The sequence below is a fragment of the Vogesella sp. LIG4 genome, from assembly GCF_900090205.1.
Lineage (GTDB): Bacteria > Pseudomonadota > Gammaproteobacteria > Burkholderiales > Chromobacteriaceae > Vogesella.
Genome location: NZ_LT607802.1, coordinates 3,711,831 through 3,727,225 on the forward strand (window position 1 = coordinate 3,711,831; position 15,395 = coordinate 3,727,225).

Here is a 15,395-nt window from a genome sequence, read left to right on the forward strand (position 1 = left end):
GGCAAACCTCCAATAAAAATGCCCCGTCAGGGACGGGGCATGGGTCGGCGATTCTTCAGCTTCAGCCTTTGAGCACGGCGGCAAAGGCGTCGGCCACGTACTCGACGTTGCGGCTGTTGAGGCCGGCTACGCACATGCGGCCGGAGCGCACCAGGTACACCGCAAACTCCTCGCGCAGGCGATCCACCTGCTGCGGGCTCAGGCCGGTGTAGCTGAACATGCCGCGCTGCTTCACGAAGTAGCTGAAGTCGCGACCCGGCACCTTGGCGGAGATCACGTCGAACAGCTTCTGGCGCATGGCCTTGATGCGCACGCGCATGGCGGTGACTTCCTGCTCCCACTCGCTACGCAGCGCCGGGTCGGTCATCACCAGCGCAGCCACCTGGCCGCCGTGGGTGGGCGGGCTGGAGTAGTTGCGGCGCACGGTGGCCTTCATCTGGCCCAGCACGCGGCCGGCTTCCTCGCTGTCGCCACATACCACCGACAGGCCGCCACAGCGCTCGCCGTAGAACGACAGGTTCTTGGAGAAGGAGTTGCTCACCAGGAAGCTGACGCCGGCGGCGGTCATGGCGCGAATGGCGAAGGCATCGGCATCCAGGCTGTCGCCAAAACCCTGGTAGGCGATGTCAAGGAAGGGCAGCAGGCCACGCTGCTTCACCACTTCGATCACCTGCAGCCACTGCTCGTTGTTCAGATCCACGCCGGTGGGGTTGTGGCAGCACGGATGCAGCAGTACCACGCTCTTGGCCGGCAGCGTGCCAAGGCAGGCCAGCATCTCGTCGAACTTCACGCCGCAGGTGGCAGCGTCGTAGTACGGGTATTCGTGCACCACGAAGCCGGCGCCTTCGAACATGGCGCGGTGGTTGTCCCAGGTCGGGCTGCTTACCCACACTTCGCTGGCTGGGAAGTAGCGCTTGAGCAGGTCGGCGCCGATCTTCAGCGCGCCGGAGCCGCCAATGGTCTGGATGGTGGCGATACGGCCGGCCTTCACGGCCTCGTGCTCGGCACCCCACAGCAGCGCCTGCACTGCGGCGCGATAGTTGGCCGCACCTTCGATAGGCAGATAGGAACGGGTACCGGCGGTAGCCACATGGCGGGCCTCGGCCTGCTGTACCGACGGCAGCAGCGGAATGCGGCCTTCCTCGTCGTAGTACAGGCCAATGCCCAGGTTCACTTTCGGATTGCGCGGGTCCTTGTTGAAGGTTTCAACCAGGGTCAGGATCGGGTCGCCGGCGTAGGCTTCGACATGAGCAAACATGATCTTGTGGTTTCTCTCTCGGTAGCGAGCGCTGCGGCCAACACCGCAACGCGTGGGAATTCAAGCCATATAAAACTACCACAATCTCGCCAAAACATCAGAGCCACGCAGCAATCGGCAATAATGCACAATTTATCGCCAATATCACCAACTGGCGTGGATTTATATTTCCCGGCAAAGTAATTGCCGCAGCTATCATGCCAGCCCGCCGCGGCGGCAAACGGCATGCGCAATCCACACCATCAAATAAAAAAACGCCAGCGCACAGGCGCTGGCGTAAGGAACACATGAAGTTTAAGGCTGGAGGTGCTTAGAAGCTTACCTTCATGCCAGCGCCTACGCCGGTCGGGTTGGAACCAGCGGCGATACCGGACAGACCGGCGTTGCCGAAGGTACGGGTAGCGTTGTCCTGGTTGTCGATGCGGGTGTAGTACGCGTAAACCTGGGTGCGCTTGGACAGGTCGTAGGTGGAGCCCAGGGTCCACTGGGTAGCGCCGTCCTTGGCGCCGCCTTTGGACTCATCCAGCTTGGAGTAGGCCAGGTTCACGCCGAAGTTGCCGAACTTCTGCTCGGCGCTGATCTGCCAGGCGTTCTGCTTCTTGTCGGAAGCGTTGTGTACCTGATCTTTTTCCTGCTCGAAGCCGATACCTACCTTGGTGTTGGTTTCGAACAGGTAGCTAGCCATGGCCTTCAGGAAGGACTGGTCCAGTTGCAGGTCGCCGGCAACAGCCTTGGCCTGGGTGCGGTAGTCGTAGCCGAGGCCAGCGTTGAACGCGCCGTAGTTGTAGGCAACGGCGTAGCTCCAGATGCTCTTGTCGGTAGCGGAAGTGGAGCCGCTCGGCGCAGCGCGCAGTTCATCGAAGCCGTAGGAAACGCCAGCCTGCAGGCCTGCGAATACCGGGGATACGTAGTGAACCGAGTTCTGCAGACGGGCATCGCCGCGGCAGAATACGGCAGCGGAGGTGCACACGTCGGCGATGGAGTCACCCATCGGGTTTACTGCGGCTGCTTTTACCAGGGACTTGTAAACGGTGTCGTTGTTACCCATCAGGAAGGTACCGAACTGACCGTTCAGGCCAACGAAGCTGTTGCGGCTGGCGAACACGCCTTTACGGGAGCCGCCGTCGTCAACGGAGACTTCCTGCTCGATCTGCCAGATGCCTTTCAGGCCGTTACCCAGATCGTCGGTACCCTTGAAGCCCAGCTTGGACACGTTGGAGCTTACGCGACCGATGGTGCCCAGGTTCTTGCCAGCGCCAGCTGCGCCGTTGGCCTGAACCGATTCGATGGATTCATTGATGGTGCCGTAGATGGTCACGTCAGCCAGGGCGTACGGAGCAATCGCGGAAGCAGCCACAGCAACAGCAAGCAGTTTTTTATTCAGCATGATTATTTCTCAAGCGTGGTTAAAATTCGGGGGGTTCGGTTAAAACGTTGCGGCGCAATATAAACAGCCAATGTTTAGCTTTGGTTACAGCATGGTTAAGATTTGGTTGGATGCCACACTACACGGCGGTCCTTCAGATGAGAACAATTCTCCAGCGCATATTGATAGATCGTTGATTCAACTCAACTAAGCCTTTATTGCGTGGCAATTACGCCACTCACGCCACACGACAGACACCTGCTTGCACTGACAAATTTACAACACTGGCGTGATTTACCACTTCGCCCAGCACAATCACCGCCGGGCTGGCCAGGCCGCTGGCGGCCACATCGGCAGCCAGCCGCTGCAGGGTGCTGATCACATGGCGCTGCTCGGTACAGCCGGCGCGATGCACCACCGCTACCGGCAGATCGGGGGCAAACCCCGCCGTCTGCAGCTCCGCCACCAGCTCCGGCAGGCTGCTCATGCCCATGTAACAGACCACGGTAAGGTTGGCCGCAGCCAGGCCCTGCCAGTCCGGGCGCGAACCGTCCATGGTATGGGCGGTCACCAGCGCCACGCCGCGCGCCACGCCACGGTGGGTCAGCGGCAACCCCAGGTCGGTACCGGCGGCAAAGGCGGCGGTAATGCCACCCACTGCTTCCACCTCGATGCCGCGCTCGGCCAGCCACGCCCATTCCTCGCCACCACGGCCGAAGATGAACGGATCGCCACCTTTCAGCCGCGCCACCTGCCGGCCCTGACGGGCGTAGCGCGCCATCAGGCGCAGGATGAAATCCTGCGGCGTGGACTTGCAGCCACCGCGCTTGCCTACCTCGACGATACGGGTGCCGGGGCGGGCGAATGCCAGGATGTCGCGGCCAACCAGGTCGTCCACCAGCCACACATCGCAAGACTGGATCACCCGCAGCGCCTTCAGCGTCAGCAGCTCTGCATCACCGGGACCGGCACCAACCAACCATACCTTGCCATTCATGCTGCTTCCTTTGCCTGTGCTGGCGGCAGTGCCTGTGCAACTGTCTGTCAGCATATCTAAATCAGAAAATCCGGCTATCATCGTTTTCCCTAACCAAATCACTTTTCCAGCTATGCCGCGCACAGCCGCTTCAGCTCCGGCACGCAGGAGCCGCAGCCGGTACCGCAGCGCAGCTCGCGCTTGAGCCCTTCCACGTCCAGCCCGCGGCGGATGCCGGCGCAGATCGCGTCCTCGCGCACCCCCTCGCAGGCGCACACCACGCGGGCGCGGCTGGCACCGGCGGCCTGCCCCGACAGCAGCGCCGCCAGGCTGGCCGGCGCCTCGCCACCATCCAGCCAGGCAGTCAGCGCGGCATCGGCGCGCACGTCGCCGGCCAGCACGAAGCCCAGCGGCTCCCTGCCCTGCAGCCACACCCGGCGCAGGATGCCGCGCGCCGCGTCGTCGAAGGCGGCCAACATGGCGTCGGCCGGCAGCAGCCGGGTGGCCAGCTCGGCCAGCAGTTCGCTGGAAGGTGCCGTGGCGGCGGCCAGCCGCAGCCGCAGATGTTCGCGGCCGTTCAGGCTCACCGGCACCGCCACCGCGTAGGGGAAGGCGGCGCGCAGCGCATCCAGCTGCGGGCGCAGCGTCGGCACCTCGCCGCGCAGCAGCAGCGTGGCGCGCCACGGCAGTTTGGCCGGCTCCACGCTGACCGCCGCCAGCTTCAGCTCCGGCTGTTTCGATTGCGGGTCCAGCGCGCGGCTGGTCAGCGCGTTGACGCCCTGCCAGCCCAGTGCCGCCGCGCCCCAGTGCATGGGGATGAAGGCCACGCCGGCGCGCAGGCTGTCATCGGCCTGCACCGGCAGCCAGATGGCGCCGCGCTTGTTGCGCACCTTCACCAGCTCGCCTGTTTGCAGGCGGTGGCGCTGCATGTCGCGCGGGTGCATGGCCAGCTGCGGCTCCTCCACGTGGCGGGTCAGCCCCGGCACCAGCGCGGTGCGGCTCATGCTGTGCCAGTGGTCGCGCAGGCGGCCGGTGGTGAGGCGGATGGGAAAATGCGCCGACACCTTGTCCGCCGGCGGGCGCCAGCCCAGGTCGAGAAACTGCGCCCGGCCGCTGGCGGTGGGGAACACGCCGTCGCCATACAACCTCGTGCGGCCAACCTTGCCGTCGAACGGCCACTGCTGCGGGCCCTGCGCATCGAGAATGGCGTAGCTGAGCCGGCTGTAATCTAGGTCGCGCCCGGCGGTGGTGGCGGCATGCTCGGCGAACACTGCGGCGGCATCGGCAAACTCGAACAACCGCCCCCGCTCCGGTGCGATGTCGGCCGCCAGCCAGCGCGCCACGCCGGCGACGATGCGCCAGTCCTCGCGCGCCAGCCTTGGCGGCGGCAGCGCGGCACGCACCCGGCTGATGCGCCGCTCGCTATTGGTAACGCTGCCGTCCTTCTCCGGCCAGGTGGCAGCCGGCAGCACGATGTCGGCAAACGCCAGCGTTTCAGTGCCGGCAAAGGCTTCCTGCACGATCACGCAGTCCACCTTTTCCAGCGCCTTGCGCACCAGCGCCTGGTCCGGCAGCGAATGCGCCGGGTTGGTACAGGCGATCCACAGCACCTTGATCTTGCCTTCCGCCGCCGCCTCGAACATTTCGATGGCCGACAGCCCCGGCCGCGCCGGCAGCTGCGGCACGCCCCACAGCGCCGCCACTTCGGCGCGATGCGCGGCATCGGCCGGGTCGCGGTGGCCGGGCAGCACGGTGGCGAGGCCGCCCACCTCGCGCCCGCCCATGGCATTGGGCTGGCCGGTGAGCGAGAACGGCCCGGCGCCCGGCTTGCCGATGTGGCCGGTGGCCAGGTGCAGATGTATCAGCGCCGCGTTCTTGTCGCTGCCGTTGCTGTACTGGTTCAGGCCCATGGTGTAGCAGGACAGCGTGGCCGGGCTGCCGGCAAACCAGCGCGCGGCGGTAACGATATCGTCCTCGTGCACGCCGCACAGCTCGCTGGCGGCGCGCGGGGTGAATTCGCGCAGCCGCGCGCGCAGCGCGGCAAAGCCTTCGGTGTGCTGCTCGATGTAATCGCGGTCGATCAGCTCTTCCCAGATCATCACGTTGAGCATGGCGTGGAACAGCGCCACGTCGCTGCCCGGCAGCACCGGCAAGTACAGGTCGGCAATGCTGGCAGTATCGGTGCGGCGCGGGTCGGCGACGATGATCTTCAGCGCCGGGTTGGCCGCCTTGGCCGCCTCCAGCCGGCGGAACAGCACCGGGTGGGCATAAGCCATATTGGCGCCGGCGATGAACACGCAGCCGGCGTGGTCGAAGTCCTCGTAGCAGGCCGGCGGTGCATCCGCGCCCAGCGTCTGCTTGTAGCCGCTTACTGCGCTGGACATGCACAGCCGCGAGTTGGTGTCGATGTTGTTGCTGCCCACCAGGCCGCGCGCCAGCTTGTTGAACAGGTAGTAGTCCTCGGTCAGCAGCTGGCCGGAAAGATAGAACGCCACCGAGTCCGGGCCGTGTTCGCGGATGGCGGCGGCCAGCTTGCCGCCCACCGTGCGCAGCGCGTCGTCCCAGCTCACCGGCTGCGGCAGCGCGTCCTTGCCGTGACGCAGGGTTGGCCGCAGCAGCCGCAACGCAGCCTTGCCGGTGGTCTCGCCCAGGGTGCGCCCCTTGCTGCACAGGCGGCCGAAGTTGGCCGGGTGCTGCTCGTCGCCGCTCACCGTCACCGTGCCGTTTGCCTGCGGCGTCACCCGCACGCCGCAGCCGGTGCCGCAGTAGCAGCAGATGGAGGAGACCGTGCCTTTGTGTCCCGTTGCTGTAGTCATGTGTTGTCTCCTTAGAGCCTGTTCACGCGCTGCTGCGCGTGAGCAGACTCTAGCGGCCAAGCCCGCGCCGGCTCTAGTCCAGTGCCAGGTACACGGTGCCGGCTTCCTGCTTCAGCGCGATGTGCCCGGCGCAGCCCTCGTCCGGCGCACAGGCTTCGCCGGTGGCCAGGTCGATGTTCCAGTTGTGCAGCGGGCAGGTCACGCTGCGGCCCGAGACGATGCCCTGCGACAGCGGCCCGCCCTTGTGCGGGCACTTGTCGTGCAGGGCGAACAGCTGGTCGTCGGCGGTGCGGAAGATGGCAATGTCCACCTTGCCTTCGCGCTTGAGCACGCGGGCGCCCTGCGCCGGGATGTCCGCCAACTGGCAGACGGCTTTCCAGTTACTCATGCTTGCTTCCTTTCCAGTGAGCCCCCGGTCGCGCCGGGGGCGGCGGTGTTACACGGTGAGCGGCGCGAACTCGTGCTGCGCCACACCCTTGCCGTAGCGCTCCGCCCACGGGTCCTGCTCGAAGGACAGCGCGAACTTCAGCCGCGCGTACAGCTCGTTGCGGCCAACCTCGTCCTGCAGCACGCGCTGCTTGAGGTAGTCCATGCCCACGCGCTGCAGGAAGTGCACGGTGCGCTCCAGGTAGAACGCCTCCTCGCGGTACAGCTGCAGGAAGGCGCCGCTGTACTCCATCACCTCCTCGCGCGTCTTCACCTTGCAGAAGAACTCCGCCACCTCGGTCTTGATGCCGCCGTTGCCGCCGACATACAGCTCCCAGCCGGAATCCACGCCGATGATGCCCACGTCCTTGATGCCGGATTCGGCGCAGTTGCGCGGGCAGCCGGACACCGCCAGCTTCACCTTGGCCGGGCTCCACATGCCGAACAGGTCTTTTTCCAGGTCGATGCCCATCTGGGTGGAATCCTGGGTGCCGAAGCGGCAAAACTCACTGCCGACGCAGGTTTTCACCGTACGCAGGCTCTTGCCATAGGCGTGGCCGGACGGCATGTCCAGCTCCTGCCACACCTTGGGCAGGTCTTCCTTCTTCACGCCCAGCAGGTCGATACGCTGGCCGCCGGTCACCTTCACCATCGGAATCTGGTACTTGTCGGCCACGTCGGCGATGCGGCGCAGCTCGGACGGGTTGGTCACCCCGCCCCACATGCGCGGCACCACCGAGTAGGTGCCGTCCTTCTGGATGTTGGCGTGCACGCGCTCATTGATGAAACGCGACTGCGGGTCGTCCTTCGCCTCGCCCGGCCAGGTGGAGATCAGGTAATAGTTCACCGCCGGACGGCAGCTGGCACAGCCATCCGGGCTGCGCCAGGCAAGCTCGCGGAAGGTGTCGGCCAGGGTGATGAGGTGCTTGTCGCGGATCGCCTGGCGCAGCTGGCCATGGGTCATGTCGCTGCAGCCGCAGACGGCTTTTTCCGCCTTGGGCTTCACGTCGGCGGCACCGCCCACGCAGTTGATCAGGATCTGCTCCACCAGCCCGGTGCAGGAGCCGCAGGAGCTGGCTGCCTTGGTGTGCTTCTTCACGTCGTCCACCGTGAACAGGCCCTTCTCCTGGATGGCCTTGACGATGCTGCCCTTGCACACGCCGTTGCAGCCGCATACCTCGGCATCGTCCGGCATGCTCATGGCGCGGTTCTGGCCGGCATGGCCGGTGTCGCCGGTGGCGCCCTCGCCCAGCATCAGCTGGTCGCGAATCTCGTGCACCGCATGGCCTTCGCGGATCAGGCGGAAGTACCAGCCGCCGTCGGCGGTGTCGCCGTACAGGCAGGCGCCCACCAGCTTGTCTTCCTTCACGATCAGCTTCTTGTACACGCCGCCCATCGGGTCGGACAGCATGATCTCCTCGCAACCGTCGCCGCCCATGAACTCGCCGGCGGAGAACACATCGATGCCGGTGACCTTGAGCTTGGTGGAGGTAGCCGCCGGCACGTAGCGGGCAATGCCGTAGCTGGCCAGATGGTTGGCCGCAACCTTGGCCATGTCGAACAGCGGCGCCACCAGGCCGTAGCTGACGCCACGGTGGCTGACGCACTCGCCTACCGCGTAGACGCGCGGGTCGAAAGTCTGCAGGAAGTCATTCACCACCACGCCGCGGTCGCAGTACAGGCCGGACTGCTCGGCCAGGCTGTAGTTGGGGCGGATGCCCACTGCCATCACCACCAGGTCGGCCGGCACCGCATCGCCATCCTTGAAGCGCACCGCGCACACGCGGCCGCTCTCGCCCTGCACCAGCTCGGCGGTCTGCTTCTGCAGCAGGAACTTCAGCCCCTTGGCTTCCAGGCTCTGCTGCAGCAGGCGCGCCGCGGTCTTGTCCAGCTGGCGGTCCAGCAGCCATTCGCCCAGGTGCACCACGGTCACGTCCATGCCGCGCGCCAGCAGGCCGTTGGCCGCCTCCAGCCCCAGCAGGCCGCCGCCGATCACCACCGCGTGACGGTGGCTGCTGGCGGCGCTGATCATCGCCTCCACATCGGCCACGTCGCGGAAGGTCACCACCCCCGGCAGCGCCTTGCCCGGCACCGGCAGGATGAAGGGGCTGGAGCCGGTGGCCAGCAGCAGGCGGTCATATGGCACGCTGGTGCCGTCGGCGGCGCGCACCACGCGGCGGCCGCGATCGATATCCACCACCGGCTTGCCCAGGTGCAGGGTGATGCCGTTGTCGGCATACCAGTCCACGTCGTTGAGCATGATTTCCGGCAGCGTCTGCTCGCCGGTAAGCACCGGCGACAGCATGATGCGGTTGTAGTTGGCGTGCGGCTCGGCGCCGAACACGGTGATGTCGTAGGCATCCGGCGCCAGCTTCATCAGCTCCTCCAGCGTGCGCACCCCGGCCATGCCATTGCCCACCATGACCAGTTTCTGTTTGTCCATCGTGTTGCCTTCCTTTCCTGCCGGCTGCGCCACCGCGGCCTTGCTGCGGCACAGTCCAAAAGAAAAAGGCCCGCTGCCGGAGCGGAATGCTCCGTGGCAGCGGACCTCTTTGTCCCTGCTCCCGCACCGCCATTGGCGCGGGAGACCTTTGCGTAGCACTGTTCAGCAAGCGGCGTGCCAGCTTTGGCGGGCGGACCTGAAGTCAGATCACGATCTCGCGAGCTAGGGCGAGACAAGGCGAAAACGGCTGAGGAAGCGGAATTTACAAATAGTAAATGAGCAATCCGAAGCCGTTTTTAACGCGGTATCGCCGACGCGCAGCAGATCGTGCACCGGCTATTAGCAGCCATGCGGCCAACCTCTGCCTTGGCTTGGTGCAGTGCGGCACGAAAACGGGGAACACGCACCATGCCGGCTCCTGCAGGCAAAAAAATCCCCGGCAAGCCGGGGCGAAAGGGGAAGTGAACGCGGATCAGTGCTGCAACAGCAGCACATACAGCAACAGCAGGTTGATCAGCAGCGACACCAGCGCCAGCCGGCGCCACAGCCGCAGCGACAGCCTCTCCGCCCACGGCACGTGCTGGCGGGCGGTGACCGGCTGGCTGTCGCCACGCTCCAGCGCCAGGCGGAATTCCTCGGCGGTTTCGAAGCGCCTCGCCGCGTCCGGGTCCACCGCCTTGGCCAGCAGCTTTTCCAGCCACACCGGCACGTCAGGCCGGTGGCGGCTTACCGGTTGCGGGCTGCCGAACTGCGGCCGCTGGAATGCCTCGATCTCGCCATACGGATAGCGGCCGCACAGCAGCCAGTACAGGGTGACGCCCAGCGCGTACAGGTCGCTGCCGGCATCCGGCGCAGCGCCATCGAACAGCTGCGGCGCCAGGAAGGACGGCGTGCCCGCCAGCGTGGCGGCCTCCTCGCTGATGCCGGCACACCAGGCCACGCCCAGGTCCAGCAGGCGCAACTGGCCGTCGCGCCCCAGGTGCACATTGTCCGGCTTCACGTCGCGGTGCACGATGCCCAGCCGGTGCAGCGCCGCCAGTGCGCGGCACAGCGCCAGCCCGGTCAGCACCACCTCGGCCACGCCCAGCGGGCCACTGCCGGCGCGTGCGGCCAACGTTGCGCCGTCATACCAGCGCAGCAGGTAGTACAGGTGGCTGCGCGCCGCCTGCGGCGCCACCTCGGCAAAATATGGCGAGCTGACGCGGCGCTGCAGCCACTCCTCGGCCAGCAGCGCCTGCGCCGCCTCGCGGTCGCCCGCCAGCGTGGCCGGCAGCGTCTTGAGCACCCAGCGCCGGCCGGCGGCATCGCACACCCGGTAAGCCAGACCGGACGGCGAGGCATGCAGCCTGTCCTCCACCGTCAGCCCTTCGAACTGCTGGCCGGGTTTGAGCGGCGGTGGCGGCAACAGCGCCTCGCCGCGCGAGAAGGCATCATCCAGGTTGGCCGCAGGCAGCTCGTCCACCCGCAGCACCAGCGCCGACACGTTGTCCTGGCTGCCGGCGGCCAGCGCCGCCTCCACCAGCACCGCCGCTGCCCGTTGCGGGTCGGTATGCAGGCGCAGGGTTTCGTCGATGCGCAGATCGCCCAGCGCGTTCCACACCCCGTCGCACAGCAGCGCGTACACCTCGCCCGCCGCCAGGTCGCCGTCGCAGAAATCCGCCACCAGGTGCGCATCCAGCCCCAGCGCGCGCTTGAGCACGTGCCGCAGCGACGGCTCCTCCCACACGTGGTCCTGGGTCAGGCAGCGCAGGCCGTCGCGCCCCAGCTTGTAGACGCGGCAGTCGCCGACGTGGGCGACGGTGAAACGCCGCCCGCGCAGCACCAGCACCGACAGTGCCGCCACCAGCGAGCGCCCCTGGCTACGCAGCCAGCGGTTGTGCGCGCCCAGCAGCCGGTCCAGCGCCGCGGCCACCTCCCAGGTTTCCGGCGTGGCGTAGTAGTCGGCGCACACCGCGCGCACGCTGGAGCTGGCGGCCAGCTTGCCGTCGGCGCAGCCGGACACGCCGTCCGCCAGCGCGAACAGCGCGCCCTTGCCGGCCAGCTGCTCGCCGTCCGGCAGGCACCAGCCCAGCGCGTCCTCGTTGCGTTCGCGGCGGCCGGGCTGCGACGCCTGGCCGATGGCCAGCTTCAGCGGCATGTCACACCCGCGCCGCGGTGATGCTGGACGAGCCCCAGGTGGTGCGCCAGCGCAGTTTCACCGCGTACAGGCCCACCCAGGCCACCAGGCCCAGGCTGGCGAACAGCCACAGCCCCAGCTGGTAGTTGCCCAGCTGTTGCTTGACCAGGCCCAGCCCTGCGGCCAACAGGAAGCCGCCGATGCCGCCGGCCATGCCGATCAGCCCGGTCATCACGCCGATCTCCTTGCGAAAGCGCTGCGGCACCAGCTGGAACACCGCACCGTTACCGCAGCCCAGCGCCAGCATGGCACCCACGAACAGCGCCAGCGCCAGCTGCACCTGCGGCAGGTTGAAGCCGACGGTGGCGATCAGCAGCGCCGCCACGGTGTACACCACCAGCAGGGTGCGGATGCCGCCGATGCGGTCGGCCAGCGCGCCGCCCAGCGGGCGCATCAGCGAGCCGGCGAACACGCAGGCCGCGGTGTAGTAGCCGGCGGTGACCGCGCCCAGGCCGTACTGGTCGTGGAAGTAGCCGGGCAAGGCGCTGGCCAGGCCGGAGAAGCCGCCGAAGGTCACGCAGTAGAAGAACATGAACCACCAGCTGTCCTTGTCGCCCAGCACGCGCAGATAGTCGGCCAGGGCCTTGGGCGCCGGGCGCTGCGGCGCATTTTTGGCGAGCAGGCAGAACAGCACGAACACCACGCCCAGCGGCAGGATCGCCATGCCGAACACGTTCACCCAGCCAAAGGCTGCGGCCAACCCTGGCGCCAGCAGCGCCGCCAGCACGGTGCCGGAGTTGCCGGCGCCGGCGATGCCCATCGCCTTGCCCTGGTGCTCGGGCGGGTACCACTGCGAAGCGAGCGGCAGCGCCACGGCAAAGGCCGCGCCGGCCACGCCGAGGAACACGCCCAGCAGCAGCGCCTGCTGCAGGCTGTGGATGCCATGCAGCCAGGCCACGCCCAGTGCCGCCATCACCACCAGCTGGCCGATGATGCCGGCGGTGCGCGCCGACAGGCGGTCCACCACCAGGCCCATGCCGAAGCGCAGGATGGCGCCGGCCAGAATCGGCGTGGCCACCATCAGGCCGCGCTGCTGCGCGGAAAGATGCAGCGCGTCGGCGATCTGGATCCCCAGCGGCCCCAGGATGTACCACACCATGAAACTGAGATCGAAATACAGAAACGCCATCAGCAGCGTGGGGGTATGCCCCGCTTTCCAGAAGTCCTTGCTCATCGTTTGTTGCTCCCTTGCCATCGCCACAAAAAAGCAAAAAGGCCCGCGACGCAGCGTATGCGCTGCGCGGCGGACCTCTTTGTCCTGCCCCGGTTGCCGCCATTGGCCGCCGGAACCTTGTTGCAGTACAGCAAACGGCGTGCCTGCCTGCACGGGCAGCAAATCCCTGTTCTGGCGGCGTTTTTACCGCTTTGCCGCCAGCATCTGGTGCATGTACGCACCGAAGCGGGTCTGCCACGGCCCGGAATGGGCCGCTTTGTAACAAAACGATATCAAGAGTGATTCTCGTTGATGTTTGCGATACAATCCCGCCACAACAACCAACCAAGCAACGTTTTCACGGAGTCTTCCATGCGCAAGATCATCGCTGCCGTCGCCCTGTCCACCCTGGCCCTGTCCGCTTTCGCCGCCGACAACATCGTCAAGCTGAGCGTTGATGAAAACGGCTTCAACCCGAAGCAGCTGAACGTTACCGCCGGTCAGGACTTCGTGATCGAAGTACAGAACGGCAGCAAGAAAGCCATCGAGTTCGAAAGCAAGCCGCTGCGCGTGGAAAAAGTGATCGCCGCCGGCAAGACCGTGCAGCTGAAAGTGAAAGCGCTGAAGGCCGGCAGCTACAAGTTCGTCAACGAATTCAACGAAGACAAGGTCAAGGGCGAGATCGTCGCCAAGTAATCCACGCCACAGTCGCAAGCAAAACGGGCACGCAATATGGGTAACGCTCTGTTCATCGTCTGGCGGGAAACCGTCGAAGCCATGCTGGTGGTAGGCATTCTGCACAGCTGGCTGAAACAACACGGCCACCGCACCGGCATGCGCTACCTGTGGGGTGGCGTGGCGGCCGGCGTGGGTCTGGCCATCCTGCTGGCCTTCGCCATCGTCGGCGTGGCCGATGTGCTCAGCGACACCGGCCTGGAATACTTCCAGCTGGGCATGGTGAGCGTGGCCGCCGCACTGATCGTGCAGATGGTGTTCTGGATGCGCGCCCACGGCCGCAAGCTCAAACGCGAGCTGGAAAGCAGCCTGGCCGACGCGCAGCAGAACGCCAACTGGTGGGGCATGCTCATCGTGGTGGCGCTGGCGGTATCGCGCGAAAGCTCGGAGGCGGTGGTGTTCCTCTACGGCCTGGGCTCCGGCGAAGGCGGCAACCCGCTGTTCTGGCTGATGCTGCCGCTGGGCGTACTGCTGGCCTGGGGCACCTTCTGGCTGTTGCAGCAGAGCAGCCGCTTCCTCACCTGGCAGCGCTTCTTCCGCATCAGCGAAGTATTGCTGCTGCTGTTGGCCGCATCGCTGCTGGTGAACGCCAGCGAGCGGGCGATCAACCTGAACCTGCTGCCGACCCTGCTGGACCCGGTGTGGGACAGCAGCCGCCTGTTGAGCGACAGCGGCAGCCTGGGTGGCTTCATCGCCAACTTCACCGGCTATCGCGCCCAGCCGTCGCTGAGCCTGGTCCTGGTCTACGCGCTGTTCTGGCTGGCGGTAGTCGTCGGCCTGCGCCACCAGGCGCGCAAGGCAGCCTGACAGCCACTGCCCGGCCCGAACAAAAACGCCGCGCCCTCGTTACGAGGCGCGGCGTTTTTCATGCCGGGCCGCCCGGCTTTTTATTGCCTGGCCACAGCGGCAGCGCCCTGCACGGCGAAGCCGGCTGCGTAGCCGGCCGGGTCGCGCCCGTCCCACACCACGCCGTCCATCAGCCGGCTGCTGCGCATGCTGCTGGCCGGCAGCGGCACCCCGGCCAGCGCCGCGCCCTGCTGGTACAGCGCCACATGGTTGATGCTGCGCGCCAGTGCCAGGTAGTCCGGCTCCTGCGGCAACAGCCCCCAGCGGCGGTACTGGGTAAGAAACCACATGCCGTCGGACAGGTAGGGGTAGTTCACCCGCCCGTCGTCGAAACACTTCAGCCCGCCCGCCACGCAGGTGCCGGACAGCCCGGCATTGAGCACCGCGGCCGGCAGCGGCAGGCCGCCCTTTTCTTCCAGCAATGCGGCCACCTGCTCGCGGTTGCGTACGTCGTCGACAAAGCGCGAGGCGTCCAGCAGCGCGGCAATCAGCGCACTGGCGGTGCCAGGGTTGGCCGCAGCCCAGTCGGCAGTGGCGCCCAGCACCTTTTCCGGGTGATCCGGCCAGATGTCGCCACTGCTGGCGATGGTGAAGCCGACGCCTTCGGCGGCCCCCAGGCTGTGCCATGGTTCGCCGGCGCAGTAGCCGTCCATCTGCCCGGCACGCAGCGCCGCCACCATCAGCGGCGGTGGCACCACGATGCTTTTCACGTCGCGCAGCGGGTGGATGCCAAGCGCGGCCAGCCAGTAGTACAGCCACATGGCGTGGGTGCCGGTGGGAAAGGTCTGCGCAAAGGTGAACCGGCGCGCATCGCGCCGGATGCGCCGCGCCAGGTCGTCGCCGCTTTTCACGCCTTCCGCCGCCAGCTGCGCCGCCAGGGTGATGCCCTGCCCGTTCTGGTTCAACGTCATCAGCACCGCCATATCGCGCTGCATGCCGCCCAGCCCCAGGTGCACGCCGTACATCAGGCCGTACAAGGCATGCGCGGCGTCCAGCTCGCCGGTGAGCAGCCCGTCGCGCACCGCGGCCCAGCTGCCCGCACGCGCGGGCAGGATGCGGATGCCGTAGCGCTGGTCGAAGCCAAGTTCGGCGGCCACGATCACCGCGGCGCAATCGGTCAGCGGCAGGTAGCCCACCCTGACTTCGGTTTTCTCCGGCTTGCCGGCCGGCAGCGTGTTGCCTGCATTCAACGGCTGTACT

At 66.7% G+C, this 15,395-nt stretch carries 11 protein-coding genes; 2 read left to right on the forward strand and 9 right to left on the reverse strand.

From position 1 onward, the window contains the following. Positions 1 to 61 precede the first annotated feature (61 nt). The 8 genes from PSELUDRAFT_RS17245 to PSELUDRAFT_RS17280 all read right to left on the reverse strand — a co-directional run bounded on the left by PSELUDRAFT_RS17245 (position 62) and on the right by PSELUDRAFT_RS17280 (position 12,635). Positions 62 to 1,258 carry an amino acid aminotransferase gene (locus tag PSELUDRAFT_RS17245; protein WP_088968001.1) on the reverse strand — a complete coding sequence of 399 codons (1,197 nt, stop codon included), beginning with the start codon at positions 1,256 to 1,258 and terminating at the stop codon, positions 62 to 64. Between the two features lie 310 nt (positions 1,259 to 1,568). Beyond that, positions 1,569 to 2,645 (reverse strand): porin, encoded by a 1,077-nt coding sequence (locus tag PSELUDRAFT_RS17250; RefSeq protein WP_231895252.1) that lies wholly within the window; start codon positions 2,643 to 2,645, stop codon positions 1,569 to 1,571. 217 nt (positions 2,646 to 2,862) lie between these two features. Next, positions 2,863 to 3,621, reverse strand: coding sequence for a uroporphyrinogen-III C-methyltransferase (gene cobA, locus PSELUDRAFT_RS17255; RefSeq protein ID WP_088968002.1), 759 nt, complete (start codon positions 3,619 to 3,621; stop codon positions 2,863 to 2,865). Between the two features lie 110 nt (positions 3,622 to 3,731). Next, entirely contained in the window at positions 3,732 to 6,416 is a 2,685-nt protein-coding gene (locus tag PSELUDRAFT_RS17260; RefSeq protein ID WP_088968003.1) for a nitrate reductase, read from the reverse strand. 73 nt (positions 6,417 to 6,489) lie between these two features. Further along, positions 6,490 to 6,804 carry a nitrite reductase small subunit NirD gene (gene nirD, locus PSELUDRAFT_RS17265; protein ID WP_088968004.1) on the reverse strand — a complete coding sequence of 105 codons (315 nt, stop codon included), beginning with the start codon at positions 6,802 to 6,804 and terminating at the stop codon, positions 6,490 to 6,492. Between the two features lie 48 nt (positions 6,805 to 6,852). Next, complete coding sequence (nirB, locus tag PSELUDRAFT_RS17270) at positions 6,853 to 9,285, reverse strand: nitrite reductase large subunit NirB (protein WP_088968005.1); 2,433 nt, start codon at positions 9,283 to 9,285, stop codon at positions 6,853 to 6,855. Positions 9,286 to 9,757: 472 nt separating this feature from the next. Beyond that, the gene (locus PSELUDRAFT_RS17275; protein ID WP_088968006.1) at positions 9,758 to 11,422 is read right to left on the reverse strand and encodes a bifunctional protein-serine/threonine kinase/phosphatase; all 1,665 of its coding nucleotides are present in this window, start codon (positions 11,420 to 11,422) and stop codon (positions 9,758 to 9,760) included. 1 nt (position 11,423) lies between these two features. After that, entirely contained in the window at positions 11,424 to 12,635 is a 1,212-nt protein-coding gene (locus tag PSELUDRAFT_RS17280) for a NarK/NasA family nitrate transporter (protein WP_088968007.1), read from the reverse strand. A gap of 351 nt (positions 12,636 to 12,986) precedes the next feature. On the opposite strand from PSELUDRAFT_RS17280, the gene PSELUDRAFT_RS17285 reads away from it, so the two are divergent. Both PSELUDRAFT_RS17285 and PSELUDRAFT_RS17290 read left to right on the forward strand, forming a co-directional pair. Then, positions 12,987 to 13,310, forward strand: a complete 324-nt coding sequence (locus PSELUDRAFT_RS17285) for a cupredoxin domain-containing protein (RefSeq protein WP_088968008.1) — start codon at positions 12,987 to 12,989, stop codon at positions 13,308 to 13,310. Positions 13,311 to 13,346: 36 nt separating this feature from the next. Beyond that, entirely contained in the window at positions 13,347 to 14,156 is an 810-nt protein-coding gene (locus PSELUDRAFT_RS17290; RefSeq protein ID WP_088968009.1) for an FTR1 family protein, read from the forward strand. Positions 14,157 to 14,236: 80 nt separating this feature from the next. On the opposite strand, the gene PSELUDRAFT_RS17295 is transcribed toward PSELUDRAFT_RS17290, so the two are convergent. Further along, complete coding sequence (locus PSELUDRAFT_RS17295) at positions 14,237 to 15,385, reverse strand: CmpA/NrtA family ABC transporter substrate-binding protein (protein ID WP_231895253.1); 1,149 nt, start codon at positions 15,383 to 15,385, stop codon at positions 14,237 to 14,239. Between the last annotated feature and the right edge of the window lie 10 nt (positions 15,386 to 15,395).